The organism is Rhodococcus erythropolis R138, assembly GCF_000696675.2.
GTDB classification, from domain to species: Bacteria; Actinomycetota; Actinomycetes; order Mycobacteriales; family Mycobacteriaceae; genus Rhodococcus_F; species Rhodococcus_F erythropolis.
Genome location: NZ_CP007255.1, coordinates 3,210,048 through 3,226,691 on the forward strand (window position 1 = coordinate 3,210,048; position 16,644 = coordinate 3,226,691).

Annotated in this window: 15 protein-coding genes; 6 read left to right on the forward strand and 9 right to left on the reverse strand. The window is 64.7% G+C overall.

Annotated features, from left to right (window positions below):
- Positions 1-12 precede the first annotated feature (12 nt).
- The gene (sucB, locus tag H351_RS15040; RefSeq protein WP_029255578.1) at positions 13-1,761 is read right to left on the reverse strand and encodes a 2-oxoglutarate dehydrogenase, E2 component, dihydrolipoamide succinyltransferase; all 1,749 of its coding nucleotides are present in this window, start codon (positions 1,759-1,761) and stop codon (positions 13-15) included.
- Positions 1,762-2,125: 364 nt separating this feature from the next.
- Between sucB and H351_RS15045 the strand changes: the two genes are divergently transcribed.
- Positions 2,126-2,476: a hypothetical protein gene (locus tag H351_RS15045; RefSeq protein WP_003941713.1), complete on the forward strand. Its 351-nt coding sequence runs from the start codon at positions 2,126-2,128 to the stop codon at positions 2,474-2,476.
- A 55-nt stretch (positions 2,477-2,531) separates the two neighbouring features.
- On the opposite strand, the gene H351_RS15050 is transcribed toward H351_RS15045, so the two are convergent.
- The gene (locus H351_RS15050; protein ID WP_029255577.1) at positions 2,532-4,049 is read right to left on the reverse strand and encodes a leucyl aminopeptidase; all 1,518 of its coding nucleotides are present in this window, start codon (positions 4,047-4,049) and stop codon (positions 2,532-2,534) included.
- 159 nt (positions 4,050-4,208) lie between these two features.
- Here H351_RS15050 and gcvT point away from each other — a divergent pair, with 159 nt between their 5' ends.
- Both gcvT and H351_RS15060 read left to right on the forward strand, forming a co-directional pair.
- On the forward strand, positions 4,209-5,309 hold the full coding sequence (gene gcvT, locus H351_RS15055) for a glycine cleavage system aminomethyltransferase GcvT (protein WP_003941726.1): 1,101 nt from the start codon (positions 4,209-4,211) through the stop codon (positions 5,307-5,309).
- A 32-nt stretch (positions 5,310-5,341) separates the two neighbouring features.
- Positions 5,342-6,445, forward strand: coding sequence for a branched-chain amino acid aminotransferase (locus tag H351_RS15060; RefSeq protein ID WP_003941766.1), 1,104 nt, complete (start codon positions 5,342-5,344; stop codon positions 6,443-6,445).
- Here H351_RS15060 and H351_RS15065 read toward each other — a convergent pair.
- The 6 genes from H351_RS15065 to H351_RS15090 all read right to left on the reverse strand — a co-directional run bounded on the left by H351_RS15065 (position 6,439) and on the right by H351_RS15090 (position 11,554).
- Positions 6,439-7,260 carry a dienelactone hydrolase family protein gene (locus H351_RS15065; RefSeq protein WP_029255576.1) on the reverse strand — a complete coding sequence of 274 codons (822 nt, stop codon included), beginning with the start codon at positions 7,258-7,260 and terminating at the stop codon, positions 6,439-6,441. The two genes, H351_RS15060 and H351_RS15065, sit on opposite strands and share 7 nt — an antisense overlap.
- 124 nt (positions 7,261-7,384) lie before the next feature.
- Positions 7,385-8,359, reverse strand: a complete 975-nt coding sequence (locus H351_RS15070) for a GlxA family transcriptional regulator (RefSeq protein ID WP_029255575.1) — start codon at positions 8,357-8,359, stop codon at positions 7,385-7,387.
- A 9-nt stretch (positions 8,360-8,368) separates the two neighbouring features.
- Positions 8,369-9,136, reverse strand: coding sequence for an adenosylcobinamide-GDP ribazoletransferase (locus H351_RS15075; RefSeq protein WP_029255574.1), 768 nt, complete (start codon positions 9,134-9,136; stop codon positions 8,369-8,371).
- A 2-nt stretch (positions 9,137-9,138) separates the two neighbouring features.
- Entirely contained in the window at positions 9,139-10,197 is a 1,059-nt protein-coding gene (gene cobT / locus H351_RS15080) for a nicotinate-nucleotide--dimethylbenzimidazole phosphoribosyltransferase (protein WP_244891497.1), read from the reverse strand.
- A gap of 110 nt (positions 10,198-10,307) precedes the next feature.
- On the reverse strand, positions 10,308-10,895 hold the full coding sequence (gene cobU, locus H351_RS15085) for a bifunctional adenosylcobinamide kinase/adenosylcobinamide-phosphate guanylyltransferase (RefSeq protein ID WP_020969887.1): 588 nt from the start codon (positions 10,893-10,895) through the stop codon (positions 10,308-10,310).
- Between the two features lie 2 nt (positions 10,896-10,897).
- Positions 10,898-11,554 (reverse strand): DUF3043 domain-containing protein, encoded by a 657-nt coding sequence (locus tag H351_RS15090; RefSeq protein ID WP_007730051.1) that lies wholly within the window; start codon positions 11,552-11,554, stop codon positions 10,898-10,900.
- A gap of 134 nt (positions 11,555-11,688) precedes the next feature.
- Here H351_RS15090 and H351_RS15095 point away from each other — a divergent pair, with 134 nt between their 5' ends.
- The 3 genes from H351_RS15095 (at position 11,689) to H351_RS15105 (ending at position 14,430) form a co-directional block, all read left to right on the forward strand.
- Positions 11,689-12,756, forward strand: a complete 1,068-nt coding sequence (locus H351_RS15095; protein ID WP_029255571.1) for a glycerate kinase family protein — start codon at positions 11,689-11,691, stop codon at positions 12,754-12,756.
- A gap of 149 nt (positions 12,757-12,905) precedes the next feature.
- The gene (locus tag H351_RS15100) at positions 12,906-13,256 is read left to right on the forward strand and encodes a HesB/IscA family protein (protein WP_007730053.1); all 351 of its coding nucleotides are present in this window, start codon (positions 12,906-12,908) and stop codon (positions 13,254-13,256) included.
- Positions 13,257-13,452: 196 nt separating this feature from the next.
- Complete coding sequence (locus H351_RS15105; protein ID WP_003941700.1) at positions 13,453-14,430, forward strand: carbohydrate kinase family protein; 978 nt, start codon at positions 13,453-13,455, stop codon at positions 14,428-14,430.
- A 63-nt stretch (positions 14,431-14,493) separates the two neighbouring features.
- Here H351_RS15105 and asnB read toward each other — a convergent pair whose 3' ends face one another.
- Positions 14,494-16,419, reverse strand: coding sequence for an asparagine synthase (glutamine-hydrolyzing) (asnB, locus tag H351_RS15110; RefSeq protein WP_019748911.1), 1,926 nt, complete (start codon positions 16,417-16,419; stop codon positions 14,494-14,496).
- Between the last annotated feature and the right edge of the window lie 225 nt (positions 16,420-16,644).

The window sequence follows — 16,644 nt, forward strand, 5'->3', positions numbered from 1 at the left end:
CCGAGCAGTTGCTTACAGGCCCAGATCAGCTTCGAACGAGGCTTCTTCCAACCGCTGCTTCACAGTGGTGAGGAATCGGCCGGCGTCGGCGCCGTCGACCAGACGGTGATCGTAGGTCAGCGGCAAGTAGATCATCGAGCGAACGCCGATGGACTCGTTGCCGTTCTCGTCGGTGACCACCATCGGGCGCTTGACGATCGCGCCGGTTCCGAGCATGGCCGCCTGCGGCGGTACCAGGATCGGGGTGTCGAACAGCGCGCCCTGGCTGCCGATGTTGGTGATGGTGAAGGTTCCACCCGAGAGTTCGTCCGGCTTCAGGCCACCCGAGCGTGCACGCTTCGCGATGTCGGCGATGGCGCGAGCCAAACCGGCAAGGCCGAGATCGCCGGCGCTGTGGATGACGGGGGAGAGCAAGCCCTGATCGGTGTCCACTGCGATGCCGAGGTGCTCAGCGTCGTAGTAGGTGATCTGCTTGGCAGCCTCGTCGTAGCTGGCGTTGATGTTCGGGTGCGACTTCAGCGCCTCGACGACTGCCTTGGCGAAGAACGGAAGGAACGTCAGGTTGACGCCTTCGCGCTCGATGAAGCCGGACTTGGCGCGGGCCCGCAGGGCGACGATCTTGGTGACATCCACCTCGAAGGTCTGCGTGAGCTGAGCGGTGTTCTGCAGCGACTCACGCGTCTTGGTGGCCGTGATCTGCCGAATACGGTTGGCCTTCTGCGTGGTTCCGCGCAGGTGTGCCAGTTCCGGTCGGACGCCTGCGGCTGCGGTGGCGGCCGGTGCGGCCGCGGGTGCTGCAGCAGGAGCAGCGGCGGCGGGAGCCTTCTTGGCCTCCGCAGCGGCGAGCACATCCTGCTTGCGGATGCGGCCGCCGACGCCGGTGCCGGTGACGGTCGCGAGGTCGACGCCGTTGTCGGTGGCGAGCTTGCGCACGAGCGGGGTGACGTACGGGCTGCTGTCGCCGGAAGCTGCGGGTGCGGCCGCCGGTGCGGGAGCTGCAGCAGGCTTCGGAGCGGGTGCGGCCGGTGCGGCAGCAGGCTTGGGTGCCTCAGCCTTCGGTGCTTCTGCCTTCGGTGCTTCAGCCTTGGGTGCCGGCGGAGCGGCCGGTGCTGCGGGAGCGGCCTTGGGTGCCGGAGCCGCGGCGGGTGCGCCGGATCCGACGACGGCCAGCTGGCCACCGATCTCGACGGTGTCGTCTTCCTGCGCATTGATCTCGAGCAGGATTCCGGCGACGGGGGACGGGATTTCGGTGTCGACCTTGTCGGTCGAGACTTCGAGCAGCGCCTCGTCGACGGCAACCTCGTCGCCGACGGCCTTGAGCCAGCGGGTGACGGTGCCTTCGGTGACGGACTCGCCGAGGGCGGGCATCGTCACGGCGGTGCCTTCAGCGGAACCGCCGGAAGCAGCGGGTGCCTCGGCGGCGGGAGCTTCTTCGGCGGGAGCTTCGGCAGCCGGGGCTTCCTCGGCGGGAGCTTCCTCTGCGGCGGGGGCGGGTGCCTCTGCCTCGGGTGCTGCGGCTTCGCCGGCTTCACCGATCTGGGCGAGCTCGCCACCGATTTCCACGGTGTCGTCTTCCTGCGCGACGATCTTGGTCAGGACGCCGGCGACGGGAGACGGAATCTCGGTGTCGACCTTGTCCGTGGAGACTTCGAGCAAGGGTTCGTCGACTTCGACCGTGTCTCCTTCCTGCTTGAGCCACCGTGTGACAGTTCCCTCGGTGACGCTCTCACCTAGGGCTGGCATCTGGACGGAGAAGGCCATGTCTTTTGACTCCTCGACAGTTGTGTTCGGGTTGTTGAATTTTGTCGACTTGTGGTCGTAATGCATTGTGCTCGAGTGGCGCGCGACGTGCGGCTACTTGTAGCTATTTTGCCGATGTCGACGCGCGGGCGCGGCGTCACCGTCGTTCATCTTTCCATTGATACGCCGGGCGTGTCCGATGAGGGGGATGCCGTCCGTTTCGGGTGTGTCGGCTACTGGCGAGTAGGTATGCGTTGGGGGTCCGGCTGTAACGTCGTAAGCGGACCAAACGGTATGTCGTGCGCAGGCACAACGGACATCGCCTGGCAAACTTGACATATCGCCGGGGTGCATCCGCGGCGTCGGTACCGAGGAGGGTACGACCGTGGGACTGTTCGATCGTTTCAAGCGTCCGCCGAGTGCGGCTCAGGCCGCAGCGCAGAGTGATGCGGATCATCTGGCGAATTGGGCGCACTCGCACGAAGGCGTCGAGGCATATGTGGAACCGCAGACGACGGTGACCGAGGTGACCGTTGTCCTCGTCGCGAAGGACGGGGAGTGGACTCGTCGTCGTGTCGGCGGCGAACGTGGTGCCCGCAAATTGGGACAAGACCTGAAGATCCCCGTCTATGACGTCCGAAAAACGGGATATCCGCAGCGTATGCGCGATCACGACGAGCGTAAGCGAATCGAACGCAAGCGGGCCCGAGAGCAGGAATTGCGCGACGGCGCCTGAACTGCTGTGCGCCTTTATTAACCTCCCGCGGTTAATAAAGGCGCACAGCAAGTGGTCAGCCGTTGACCGCGATGTCCTCCAGGACCGAGATCATCGTGCGAACCGGAACGCCGGTGCCGCCCTTGCCGGTGTAACCCCACGGCCCTGACGTGTTGTACGCCGGACCTGCGACGTCGATGTGCGCCCACTGGACACCCTCGGGAACGAATTCCTTGAGGTAGTGAGCGGCGACCAGCATGCCGCCCCAGCGGTGCGGGGTGACATTGGCCATGTCGGCGACCTTGGAGTCGAGATCTCCGCGCAGTTCCTCGGGCAGCGGCATGGCCCAACCGTTCTCGCCGACGCTCTGCGAGATGGAGGCGACGCGGTCACGGAACTCGTCCGTGCCCATGACGCCGGGGGTGCGGTTGCCGAGCGCCACCATCTGCGCACCGGTGAGGGTTGCGGTGTCGATCATGTAGTCGGGGTTGTCCTCACCCGCGCGAACCATCGCGTCGGCCAGGATCAAACGGCCCTCGGCGTCGGTGTTGACGACCTCGATGGTGATTCCGCCGTACTGGGTCAGCACGTCGCCGGGACGCTGCGCGGTTGCGGACGGCATGTTCTCGGCCATCGGGACGTATGCGACGACGTTGACGGGCAGACCGAGCTTGGCGGCGAGCACGACGGTGGAGATGACGGCTGCGGCGCCGCCCATGTCCGAGGTCATGTTCTCCATCCCGGCGGCAGGCTTGATGGAGATTCCGCCGGTGTCGAAGGTGATGCCCTTGCCCACCAGTGCGACCTTGCGGGCTCCACGCTTCTTCGACGCGTATTCGAGGCGGACGAGACGCGGCTGGCGTGACGAGCCCTTGCCGACGCCGATGATTCCGCCGTAGCCACCCTTCTCGAGTGCCTTCTCGTCGAGCACCTGGACGGTGAGCCCGGCCTCGACGCCCAGTGCCTTGGCGCGCGCGGCGAACTCGGCGGGGTAGAGGTGGCTCGGGGGAGTGTTGACGAACTCGCGTGCGGTGGCGACGGCCTCGGCGATCGCTGCCGACCGTGCCAGCGTTGCCTTGGTGTCCTTGGTGCGCGGCGATGGCACCAGAAGTTCGACGCGGGCCAGTGGCTGCGAATCAGGACCGGGAGCCGTCATGGACGACTTGAATTCGGTGAAGCTGTACGCGCCCAACGCAAATCCCTCGGCGGCTGCGCCGAGATCGAGGATCGAGAGCGTGGTTGCGACGGTGTCGATGCCGGACAGTGAGCGCGCTGCAGCGCCCGCGGACTTGCGGATCTGCTCACTGTCGAGCTTGTCGGCGGAGCCGAGTCCGACGGCGAGGACGCTGGTGACCGACAGCGCGCTCGGTGCCGGGACGCGGGTGAGCTGCTCGGGCTTGCCGGTGGCGCCGACGGCGATGAGGCTGTCGAGGATCTCGGCGAGCACGTCTTCGGCGACGATGCCTTCGCTGAGTGCGATCTCGGGGCCGTCCGGACCCGACGTCAGACCGACGACCAATATCTCTGCGCGCTTGGCGACTGTGCCGGCGAGAACGAGGTCGGGTCCCAACGATCGGGCTGTGCGAGTGCTCAAGGTGTCTCCTGTGAGGTGAGTGTGCGATGCGTCCGGTTCTGGCGGATGCCTGAGTCGATGTTAGGCCCTTTGCCGTTTGCGGACGGGGCGATCGTCGCGGCCGGGTGAGCTCTCGCTGCGGACATGTTTCGATCGGCGAAGTCCGATAGGTTGTGGGCCATGACCGACGAACAACTGTTGCAGGGCCCGATCCACCCCGTCCACGTCGAACTCGGCGCGACGTTCGCGCCGTTCGGGGGATGGCAGATGCCGGTTTCGTACGCCGGCGTCGTGGCCGAACACACCTCTGTGCGTGAGAATGTCGGACTCTTCGACGTCAGTCACCTCGGCAAGGCCGTCGTGCGTGGCGCGGGCGCCGCAGAATTCGTGAACTCCGCACTGACCAACGATCTGAACAAGATCGGGCCGGGTAAGGCTCAGTACACGTTGTGCTGCAACGAGTCCGGTGGTGTCATCGACGACCTCATCGCGTACTACGTCAGCGACGACGAGATCTTCCTCGTCCCGAACGCGGCCAATACCGCGGACGTCGTTGCGGCTCTTGTCGCCCTCGCACCGGACGGAATCACCGTCGAGGATCAGCATCGTGCCTACGGTGTGCTGGCTGTGCAGGGTCCGAAATCGGTCGCGGTTCTGACGGCGCTGGGACTTCCCACCGAGATCGAGTACATGGCGTACGAAGATGCGGAATGGAACGGCGTGCCTGTTCGTGTGTGCCGCAGCGGTTACACCGGTGAGGTCGGCTACGAACTCCTGCCGCGGTGGGAGGACAGCGAGCCGTTGTTCCGTGCGCTTCTCGAGGCAGTGCGCGCCGAGGGTGGGCAGGCCGCCGGACTCGGCGCTCGTGACACTCTTCGTACCGAGATGGGTTATCCGCTGCACGGGCATGAGCTTTCGCTCGAGATTTCTCCGCTCGAAGCGCGCTGCGGATGGGCGATCGGTTGGAAGAAGCCGACATTCTGGGGCAAAGAGACCTTGACCGACGAGAAGGCTGCCGGCCCGGCTCGCAAACTCTGGGGGATCAAGGCTCTCGATCGCGGCGTGCTTCGTGCCGGCCTCGGTGTTCTGCGTGACGGCGAGGCAATCGGCGAGACCACCTCGGGGACGTTTTCGCCTTCGCTCAAAGTGGGAATTGCGTTGGCGCTCCTCGATTCCGGTGCCAATGTCTCGGCCGGCGACGAGATCGAAGTCGACGTCCGTGGTCGTGCTCTTCGGTGCGTCGTGGTGTCTCCTCCGTTCGTGGAGACCAACACCAAGTAGAGAGCTTTTTCACGTTCGATAGGATTGCGCCCATGACAGGTGCCGCCGATTTCGTTCGTGTTCAGAGCTCGTCCCCGAAGTCCGACGCCGAGCGCCGTGACATTTTGGCGGCGCCCGGCTTCGGGCGGCACTTCACCGACCACATGGTCTCGATCGACTACACCGCGGGCAAGGGCTGGCACGACGCCCAGGTGTTGCCGTACGGAAACATCGAGCTCGATCCGGCCGCAATGGTTTTGCATTACGGACAGGCCATCTTCGAGGGCCTCAAGGCATACCGTCAGCCGGGTGGCGAGATCAGCTCGTTCCGCGTCGAGGCCAACGCCGAGCGTTTCGCAGCATCTGCGCGCCGTCTGGCCATGCCGGAGCTCCCGTCGCAGATGTTCATCGATTCCATCACCGAACTGATCGACGTCGATCTCGACTGGGTTCCCGCAGCCGGTGGCGAGGACGCGCTCTACCTCCGTCCGTTCATGTTCTCCACCGAAGCCGGACTCGGTGTCCGTCCCGCCGACGAGTACCGCTACCTGCTGATCGCCTCACCCGCCGGTGCGTACTTCCCGCGCGGCGTCAAGCCGGTCAGTGTGTGGCTGTCCACCGAATACGTTCGCGCGGCCCCCGGCGGTACCGGCGCGGCCAAGTTCGCCGGCAACTACGCCGCTTCGCTCCTCGCCCAGGCGCAAGCCGCCGACGAGGGTTGCGACCAGGTGGTCTGGCTCGACGCCATCGAGCGCACGTACGTCGAGGAAATGGGTGGAATGAACCTGTTCTTCGTCTTCGGTTCCGGCCCCGACGCTCGCCTCGTGACGCCGTCGCTGTCCGGTTCGTTGCTGCCAGGCATCACGCGCAACTCGCTGCTCGCCCTTGCCGCCGATTCCGGTTTCGCCGTCGAGGAGCGCAAGATCAGCACCGACGAATGGCGCACCAAGTGCAAGAGCGGTGAAATCACCGAGGTCTTCGCTTGCGGCACAGCAGCAGTCATCACCCCCGTCGGACGCGTCAAGTCCGCCGAGGGCGAGTTCACCATCGCCGACGGCGAGCCGGGTGAAGTGACGATGGCACTGCGCGACACCCTCACGGGCATTCAGCGCGGCACCTTCGCCGACACCCACGGCTGGATGACCAAGCTTCACTGATCGCTGGTTCGTTCTGCGAGCAACCGCTCGCGGAAGAACTGCAGAATCTCGTCTCTAGCGACGGTGGTGGGCGATCCCGCCTCGTCGACGAGATGAGCCGTCACCATGCTGTGTGGATTGGCAATGACGTGTTCGAAGAATGGTGACGTTGTCGCGTTGGCCGCTTCGTCGGGCAGTACCTTTCCGACGAAGCGCTCGCCCAGGGCCTTCGAGTAGGCCGCGAATCGCTGTGCGCGGCAGAACGGGTCACCTTGAAACCGGTATGCGAGCACCGTGAGGTCTTCGGCCTCGAGTCTCGAGCGCACGGCTTCGAGTTCTTCGGGCCCGCTGTCGGTTTCGTCCGGTCGGTCGAGCGGTAACGACGGATGGGCGAGAACCGGCGCGATGACCGAGGGTTCGAGCATCATCGACAACGCGAAGTTTCCGGTGAAGCACATCCCGATCACGCCAACGCCAGGACCGCCGCACTCCTCGTGTGCCGAAGCGGCGAGTGAACGCAGCCAACGGACCGCCGGACTCGGTTCGTCGACAGCGAGGGCGCGGAACTCCGCACTGACGCAGGCTCTCTTGAACACCGTCAGCCCCTCGTCCACTGTGGGGACCGCTCCGGCGCGCCCGAACAGTGACGGCACGAAGACAGTGAAACCGGCGTCGCGCACCCAGCGGGCGAATCGCGCGACGTGCGGGCTGATGCCCGGCATCTCCGGCATGACGATTACTGCGGGACCGGTGCCGGCCACGTACACGGACTTCGCCACTGCGTCGATGGTGATCGTTCGACGGTCGAAGTCTTCGAGCGGATCGTCTTCGGTCATGCTCCGGTTCGGCACGGTGAGCCCTCTCAGTAGTCGAAACAATTCCTCTGCACAGTCTTTCGGCGCGGGATCAACTACAGAAGAGGGCGGTTCGCCACGTTTTCGGGCGGGCTCGCCACACGCCTTATCCGGTGCCGCCGTTGCGGAATCGCTTTCGGTAGTCGGCCGGGCTGATGCCGACGCGGTCGGTGAACAGGCGACGGAAGGTTCCAGGATCCTGATAGCCGATGTGCCCCAGGATCTTTCCGAGAGACCAGTCGGTCGATTCCAACAACCGTTTCGCTTTTCGGATCCGTGCACGCTGCAGATAACTGCGCGGCGATTCCCCGGTCTCGTCCTTGAACTTCCGAAGCATGGTTCGGGTGCTGAGGTGAAAAGCATCCGACAGCAGATCCAAGTCGTAAGGCGCCGCCATCCGTTCGACCAACCAACTCCCGACGTCGTCGGCGAACTGTGTGTGTTTGACGGGCAGCATCGAGTCGACGATGTACGGAGATTGACTGGTTCGGTTTTCCGGCGCCAGAGTAATTCTCGTAGTCGTTCGCGCAATCTTGTCGCCGAGATGCTCGCGCACGAGTGCTGTTGCGAGGTCGAGCGCGGCAGTGAACGCCGCAGTGGTGGTGACGCCGTCGTCCTGGACGATCAACGAGTCGGTTCGAACCGTCGCACCGGGGTAACGACTTGCGAGGTCCGCACCGTACAGCCACGACGTCGTACATCGGCGTCCGTCGAGCAGTCCCGCCTCGCCCAGCAGATACGCGCCGACGCAGACCGACGACACCCGAACGCCGCGCGCCTCGCACGCACGGATGAACTCGATTTCTCTGTCCCACAGCGACAAACGCGTCGCAGGGTCTTCGGACGGCACGAGGTCGAACCCCGGCACAACCAGGTGATCGATGTCGTGATGCCCCTCCTGCACGCCGAGCGAAAATCCACCTGCCGCAACGACGGGCGTGCCCGACGCTGCGATGACCGATACCTCGAAGGGGTCGGCGGGCGCTCCATCAGCGACCCGATTCGCGATCAGGAGAAGGTCGGTGAAAACGAAGATCTCGGCCGCGAGGCAACCTTCGTACGCAAGGACACCTACTCGCACGACGTCGGATCACAGTCCGAGAGTGAGGCCGACGGCCGTCAGCGTCACAGTGAGTTCGAGCGCGAATCCGAGAACGTCTCCGTTGAGTCCACCGAATCTACGGACGCAGTGACGCACGCACAGCACACTGATCACCAGCGCCGACGCGGTCACGAGAGGGCCGAGCCACCACCGGTCGGTGGCAAAGCCGGAAGCGGCGATCAGCGGAACCGACCACACGATTGCGGCCCACAGCGGTTGTGAATCGGCGACGAGCGCACCGAATCCGCTCGGGCTCGACGCGAGAATACCTCGGCGGCAGGCAAAAACGACGGCCACACGACCCGCAGCGACAGAAACGAGAACGGCGATCCACTGCGTGGGGGAGTCGGCAACAGCGAGGACGCCGAAGGAGACCGATTGCAGCCCAAGGAAGATCAACAGTGCCGCGACCCCGAACGGTCCGGCACCGCCGCTGTGCATGACCTCGCGGGCGCGCTCCGGTGGACCGTAACAACCCAGTCCGTCGACGGAGTCTGCCAGTCCGTCCACGTGCATCCCGCGTGTCCCGAGAGCGAGCGCACCGACCGTCAGCAAGCCTGCGAGATAGGGATTCAGGCCGATACTGGTTGTGCCCCAGAGCAGAAACGTCGCGGCAATGCCGAGAGCGATCCCGGTGAGCGGAGCTGCCGCGATGGCGCGACGACCGGCAGTTCGGTCGATGTCGGAGGGACCACGAACCGGAAGGACCGTCAGCCACGAGAAGGCCAGAGGCACTCCGGACAGCGGGCCCGCCATGCTCACTCCGCCGTATCGGTCTTGGTCAGGTCGATCGACTCGGGTTCGTCGGCAGGTGCGCTGCCCTGAGTGCTGACACCGGCTTCGGAGAATGTCGCCATCTTGCCCAGGATTGCCACTGCGCCCTGAAGAATCGGGAGCGCTGTGACTGCACCTGAACCTTCACCGAGACGCATGTCGAACTCGACGATCGGGTCGAGACCCATTCGGGTCAATGCGATGGTGTGGGCGGGTTCGGTGGAGCGGTGTCCGGCGACCCACCATTCACGTGCGCCGAAAGCCAGTTCGTCGGCAACCATGGCGGCTGCGGTGACCACTACGCCGTCGAGGATAACCGGGGTGCGACGCGAAGCTGCCTGGGCCAGAAAGCCGGCCATCGCGGCGAGGTCGGCACCCGAAGACGTGCGCAGCAGCGCGACTGTGTCGCGAACGTGCGGACGGGCACGCCGGAGAGCGTCGCGAATCGCTGCGGTCTTGCGGATCCACCCGGCGTCGTCGATACCGGTACCTCGACCCACGACCGCGACGGGTTCACTGTCCGTCAGGGCTGCGATGAGTACGGTTGCGGGCGTCGTGTTACCGATGCCCATGTCACCGGCGATGAGAAGATCTGCGCCCCCGTCGATTTCCTCGTCCGCGATCGCTCGGCCGGCGGCGATGGACTGAAGGGTTTCCTCGTTCGACATGGCGTCTTCGCGGTCGATGGACCCGGAAGACCTACGCACCTTGTAGTTCGCGACGGACGGATCGGTATCGCCGTCCACTGCGATGTCGACGACCCGTACCGTGGCGCCGGCAACCTCGGCGAGGACGTTGACTGCCGCGCCGCCCCCGAGGAAGTTGGCGACCATCTGTGCGGTCACTTCCGGCGGATAGGCGGAGACGCCGTTGCGGGCGATTCCGTGATCACCCGCGAAGACGACGACGCGAGGCCGAGCGAAAGCGTGTGGGGGACAAACTCCTTGGCAGGCTGATGCCCAGCCGGCGAGAGCCTCCAGTCGGCCCAGCGAACCGGCCGGCTTGGTCAGATCACGCTGACGCGCATCGGCCTGCGCACGCACCTCGCGGTCGGGCGGGGTGACGGGTTCGAAGTCGGCGCTACTGACTGGCGCGACGTCAGGGTTGGCATCTGGATTCGCCCCTGAAACGGCCCCTGGATTGGCCTCGGTACTCACATCGTGCCTTCCGGTTGTGCAGCAGTATCTTTCAAGATGAGCGGTAACCCTGCAACCACTAGTACGACACGATCGCACACCGCGGCGATACGAGCGTTGAGAGTGCCGATCTCGTCGCGGAACAGTCGTCCCGACCGTGTCTCGGGGATGACGGCCAAACCCACTTCGGGGCTGACCAGCACCAGGTGTCCGCGATAGTTCTCGACACTGGCGACCAGGCTGTCCGCAGCGGGAGTGACGGTGCCGCGCGGAGCGTCCCAGGCGCCTTGCCGATCGAGTTCCGTGGTCAGCCACGTTCCCAGATCGTCGACCAACGTCGCTGTGTGTGAATCGCTTTCGAGTTGCGCCGCAAGGTCACCGGCAGCTGCGGTTTCGACAGTCGACCAATGGGAAGGCCGTCTGTTGCGGTGCTGGTCGATCCGGCTTTCCCAGTCTGCGTCGGAGACATCACGTCTGGCTGTCGCCAGGTACCGGATCGGTGCCGAACTTTCGGGTAAGTGGCCTGCACAAACCAAATCCTCGGCGTGCGCGGACTTACCAGACCGCGCGCCGCCGAGGACCAAAGTTCTGTACGTGTTCGTCACGCTCAGATTGCGTCGCCCGGCCCCACACGAGGCTTCGGTGCGCGCAGCTTACGGATCTGCGACGCGCGAACGAACGCGTACCAGCCGAGCTTGAATCCGCCGTCGGTGCTGTCGGGGAAGCGCTCGGCGACGCGGTTGTTGATCATGCGACCGAGCCAGATGCCTTCACCGACCATGAAGAGCATCATCACGAGCATTGCCAGCGTGACGATCTGCTGGAGCGCGGGCGTGACGAACATCGTCATGATGAGGATCAACGCGAGCGGCATGAACAGCCCGACGAGGTTGCGGCGAGCGTCGATGAAATCACGGACGTAGGCGCGAACCGGTCCCTTGTCGCGGGGGAGCAGGTACTTGTCCTCGCCGGCGAGCATGCGGGCGCGGCGGTCTGCCGACGATGCGCGACGCTCGGCGGCTTCGGCCTTGCGGTCCTCCTTGGAGCCGCGGGTCGCCTTACGGCGGGCGCGGGCTTCCTTCGCGGTCAGCGGGGCAGGGGCAACGGGGCCACGCCTCTTCGCCTCGGCGTCACGACGCTTGGGTGTGGGGCGGCCCTTGCCCACCTGCTCGATGGGCGCCTCTTCGGAGGCCGAGGATGCCTCAGTGCCCTCGACGTCACGTTTGTCGGAGTTGTCTGAGTCACCGCGGCGTAGCAATTTCACACCTCCAGGCTATTGGATAAGTGCACGGTCTGGGAAACCGACCTCGGTCTTTCTGAAAAACCCGATCGCCCGAGGCACTGAAACGCGCGAGATCGTGAAACATCGGGGTCATTCGGGACTCTTAGACTTCCGCTATGCGGGTAATAGTTGCTCCAGATTCGTTTGGTGAGACGTTGACGGCCGTCGAGGCGGCTGAGTCCATTTCTGCCGGTTGGCGACGTGGCCGACCCGAAGACGACGTCGTCACCGCGCCACAATCCGACGGTGGTCCGGGTTTCGTCGACGTCTTGGCCACGGCTGGGGGCGACATCCGGACCGCACGGGTGCCTGGGCCACTGACCGTGGGCGTCGACGCCGCGTGGCTGTTGGATTCGGACACGGCGTACATCGAGTCCGCCGAGGCTGTCGGGCTCGGTCTGCTCGGAGGTCCGCCGACACGGGACAGCGCACTCGCCGCGCACAGTTGCGGTGTCGGAGAACTGATCGCTGTCGCGCTCGAGGCAGGCGTGAAGACGATTGTCGTCGGACTCGGCGGGAGTTGCTGCACCGACGGGGGACGTGGGCTGGTGGAGGCGCTGGGCGGTCTGGAGGCCGCAACGGCGGCTACGGCGGGCATTGCGTTGGTCGCGGCCACCGACGTCGAACACGTACTTCTCGGCGAGCACGGTGCGGCAGCGGTGTTCGGCCCGCAAAAGGGCGCCGACGCCGATGCCGTCGCTGTCCTCGAAGCGAGAAACGCGAGATGGGCCGAACAGTTGGAGTCCGCCACCGGAAAACGAGTGTCGGATTTTCCGGGTGCCGGCGCCGCGGGTGGTATCGGTGCTGCGCTGTTCGCCCTCGGTGCGCAGCGGAGATCGGGGGCTGACGTCGTCGCCGATCGCACCGGCCAGGCGGCGCTATTGGCTTCCGCTGACCTGGTGATCACGGGCGAAGGTAAGTTCGACCACCAATCTCTGCGCGGCAAACTCGTCACGACGCTTGCTTCGGCCGGGGCGGCGCACGGAGTTCCGACGCTCGTCTTTGCCGGTCAGGTGACGCTCGACGCGGCGGACTATTCGTCAACCTCGATAGTCGCGACGAAATCGGTGACGGAGTTCGCCGGGTCGGTGGAACGTGCGATGGAGGAAGCGTCGGCGTGTCTCGAGGGACTCGCCGAACACACGGCACGGGAGTGGAAGATCTGGCGCGGCGCCCGGAGCTGAGGATCCACAAGCGTCGACGCGCCGTTGCCGTGTCGGGAAGACCGGATAGGATGAAGACGAATCGCACCCGGTAAGGACTGGCGGGAATAAGTCGGCAGCGGCGTACCGTTGAAGCGTTCACGGGTTGGTACGAACATTAGGGAGAGCCCATGACTGTGCAGAACGAGACCGCCACCCACGGCGTCAAGATGACCGAGGCCGCATCCGCCAAGGCGAAGGCACTCTTCGATCAGGAGGGTCGCGACGACCTCGCGCTGCGTATCGCAGTGCAGCCCGGCGGCTGTGCCGGACTGAAGTACCAGCTGTTCTTCGACGACCGCACGCTCGACGGTGACCTCACCGTCGACTTCAACGGCGTCAACCTGGTTGTCGACCGGATGAGCGCGCCGTACGTCGAAGGTGCGTCCATCGACTTCCTCGACACCATCGAGCAGCAGGGCTTCTCGATCGACAACCCCAATGCAACAGGTTCCTGCGCCTGCGGTGACTCGTTCAACTGAGTCTGTCGATCACAACTCAATTCACAAACAACTGACGCGGAACCGACATTCGGTTTCGCGTCAGTTGTTTGTGGTGACTCGCCTGCAGACCGTTCCGATCTGACGGCTCGGGCGCCGATGACGGCGCTACGGGCGGTAACGTGAACTTTTGCTCCTCTTTCATTCTTGTACTCACTTCGCTGAAAGGCCACGATCCGTGACTATTGCGGTAACCGGTTCCATCGCCACCGACCACTTGATGCGCTTCCCCGGCCGCTTCGCCGATCAGCTCCTCGCCGATCAGCTCGCCCACGTTTCGCTGAGTTTCCTGGTGGACGATCTCGTGATTCGCCGCGGTGGTGTCGGCGGCAACATCGCTTACGCCATGGGCGTGCTCGGTGGGTCCCCGCTACTCGTCGGCGCAGTCGGTGCCGACTTCGCCGAGTACCGCACGTGGCTCGAGGACAACGGCGTCGACTGCAGTGCGGTCCGTATCTCGGACAAGGCACATACGGCGCGTTTCGTGTGCACCACCGACGAGGACATGGCGCAGATCGCGTCGTTCTACCCCGGTGCGATGAGCGAGGCCCGCGAGATCGAACTCGCGGCAGTGGCCAAGACTGCGGGCGCAGTCGAACTGGTGCTGATCGGCGCCAACGACCCCGAGGCCATGGTTCGCCATACCGACGAATGCCGTCTGCTCGGAATCCCGTTCGCAGCGGATCCGTCGCAGCAGCTTGCTCGCCTGTCCGGTGACGAGGCCAAGGCGCTCATCCACGGTGCGAAGTACTTGTTCACCAACGAGTACGAGTGGGGTCTGCTTCAGCAGAAGACTGGTCTGAGCGAGGAAGAGATCCGCGCGCAGGTCGGCATCCGTGTCACCACCCTCGGCTCCAAGGGTGTGGAAATTGTTGACGCCGAAGGTAATTGGGTGCGCGTCGACGTAGTGCCCGAGACCGGCAAGGTGGATCCGACGGGCGTTGGCGACGGCTTCCGCGCCGGGTTCCTGCTCGCACACGGCGCTGGCCTGAGCTTCGAGCGCGCCGCTCAGCTGGGATCTTTGGTCGCTGTGCTGATCCTCGAGACCGTGGGAACACAGGAGTGGGTGTTCAATCGCGACGAGGCCCTCAAGCGCCTTACCGACGCTTACGGCAGTGCGGCTGCGGACGAGATCGCGACGATCCTGCCGAAGTAGGACTCCGCCCCGTGAGTGGTTGAGGAGTCCGGAGACTCCCTGACCACTCACGGGGCCGAAGGCCTAGATGTTGACCGGGTACACCGGTTCCTGGATCTGCGGCACGATGCGCTTCTCCACGAAGATCCCGTGCCAGACCATGAACGTCAGCACGGTCCACAGGCGTCGACTGTGGTCGGAAACGCCCTCGCGGTGATCGTTGAGCATCTTCACGACGGCCTGCTTGTCGAAGATGTGGTCGGTACCCGACTCCTCGATCTGCAGATGTGCCCAGTCGAAGAGTTCGGTGCCGCGCAGCCAATGGCGCAGGGGAACCGGGAACCCGAGCTTCGCACGGTGCAGAACATGGTGCGGCACAATGCCTTCCAAGGCCTGACGCAGTGCGTACTTGGTTGTGTCCTTCGTGATCTTCTGATCGAGCGGTACGCGTGACGCTACGTCGAAGACCTCGGGATCGAGGAACGGCACACGCAGTTCCAGCGAGTTGGCCATCGTCATCTTGTCGGCCTTGACGAGGATGTCGCCGCGAAGCCAGGTGAACAGGTCGAGATGCTGCATCCGCGCAACCGGATCCCAGTCCCGTGACTGCGCGTAGATCGGCGCGGTGACGTCCTGGTGCGTCCACTCGGGGCGGAAATCGCGAAGGACGGCGCGGAGCTGAGCGTCGTTGAAGCTACGAGCATTGCCGTAGTAGCGCTCCTCGAGGGTCAACGAACCGCGATTGAGCAGACTCTTGCCGCGAGTACCGTCCGGGATGCGTTCGGACAACTTGCCCGCAGCCCGACGCAATCCCTTGGGGAGGTACTCGAAAGGCTTGAGCGACAACGGCTCACGGTAAATCGTGTAGCCGCCGAACAGCTCGTCGGCACCCTCGCCGGACAGCACGACCTTGACGTGCTTGCGGGCTTCCTTCGCGATGAACCACAGCGGAATCAATGCCGGATCGGCTACCGGGTCGTCGAGGTACCAGACGATCTCGGGAATGGCAGCGGCGAACTCGGCGGGGGAGACCACCTTGACAACGTGCTTCGCGCCGATCGCCGCGGCAGATTCTGCAGCGACGTCGACCTCGGAATAGCCCTCACGTTCGAAACCGGTCGTGAAGGTGATCAGGTTGGGGTTGTGGCGCATCGCCAGCGCCGCGATCGCCGTGGAGTCGATACCGCCGGACAAGAACGAACCGACGGTGACGTCGGCGCGCATGTGCTTGGCGACCGAATCCTCGAGTGCCTCGGCGATTTCCTGGTAGCGCGCCTTCTCGGTGCCAGGTGCAAAAGGCTTGGCCGGGAACTTCGGCGTGAAGTACCGCGTGAACGTGGGTTCCTCGCCCGGACGCACCCGAGCGAAGCTGCCCGACTCCAGGCGTCGGATCTCCTTGTGCAATGTTTCCGGCTCCGGGACGTACTGCAGAACGGTGTAGTGCTCGATGGCGCGCGGATCCAGCTCGGTACCGATGCCGATCAGATCGGTGAGTTCGAGCAGGCTCTTCTTCTCACTGCCGAACGCGGTGCCGCCGGCGCCGGTAGCAATGAACAGCGGCTTGATCCCGAACGGATCGCGCGCGATGAACAGCTCGCGTGTGTCGGTGTCCCAGATCGCGAACGCGAACATTCCGCGTAGGCGCCGGACCGCATCCTCACCCCAGTAGTGGAATGCAGCGACGATGGCCTCGGAGTCGCCCTCGGTGAAGAACTTGGCGTCGTGGTCCTTGACCAGTTCGGCGCGGATCTCCAGGTAGTTGTAGATCTCGCCGTTGAACGTGAGCGCATAACGCTCCGGGTTCTCCGGCGGGCCCCAACGCAGCGGCTGGTGGGAATGAGCGATGTCGATGATCGCCAGGCGGTTGAACCCGAAGACGAGGTGGTCGTCGTTCCACGTCCCGTGTTCGTCCGGCCCGCGGTGACGAAGGCAATGCATCGCCTGGTCGACCCGCGAGACGGCGTCCTCGCTGGTTCCGCCAGATGTCAGTAGCCCGAGCAGTCCACACACAGCGTCCGGTTCCTCGATTCAGAATTTTTGTAGAGAAGGCTCCCGGACACGAGTGTCGGGGAGAGGTCAACGAACTCTTGTCGAAAGTATGCCGCAGATCGACGTCCCTGCCGATCGCGGCGGAACGAATCGACGTGATGTGCGTCGCCGAAACGACCTGAGCCGTTCCTGAGCAGCACCTGAGAGAGCTGTGTGACGTCCGCCGCGACACGGGCGAGGACCCGA

Excerpts from the sequence above, each read along its gene's own strand:
- H351_RS15100 (WP_007730053.1), top strand. The coding sequence starts at position 12,906 with ATGACTGTGCAGAACGAGACCGCCACCCACGGCGTCAAGATGACCGAG.
- H351_RS15065 (WP_029255576.1), bottom strand. The coding sequence starts at position 7,260 with ATGACCGAAGACGATCCGCTCGAAGACTTCGACCGTCGAACGATCACC.
- H351_RS15075 (WP_029255574.1), bottom strand. The coding sequence starts at position 9,136 with ATGGCGGGCCCGCTGTCCGGAGTGCCTCTGGCCTTCTCGTGGCTGACG.
- H351_RS15095 (WP_029255571.1), top strand. The coding sequence starts at position 11,689 with ATGCGGGTAATAGTTGCTCCAGATTCGTTTGGTGAGACGTTGACGGCC.
- H351_RS15060 (WP_003941766.1), top strand. The coding sequence starts at position 5,342 with ATGACAGGTGCCGCCGATTTCGTTCGTGTTCAGAGCTCGTCCCCGAAG.
- gcvT (WP_003941726.1), top strand. The coding sequence starts at position 4,209 with ATGACCGACGAACAACTGTTGCAGGGCCCGATCCACCCCGTCCACGTC.
- sucB (WP_029255578.1), bottom strand. The coding sequence starts at position 1,761 with ATGGCCTTCTCCGTCCAGATGCCAGCCCTAGGTGAGAGCGTCACCGAG.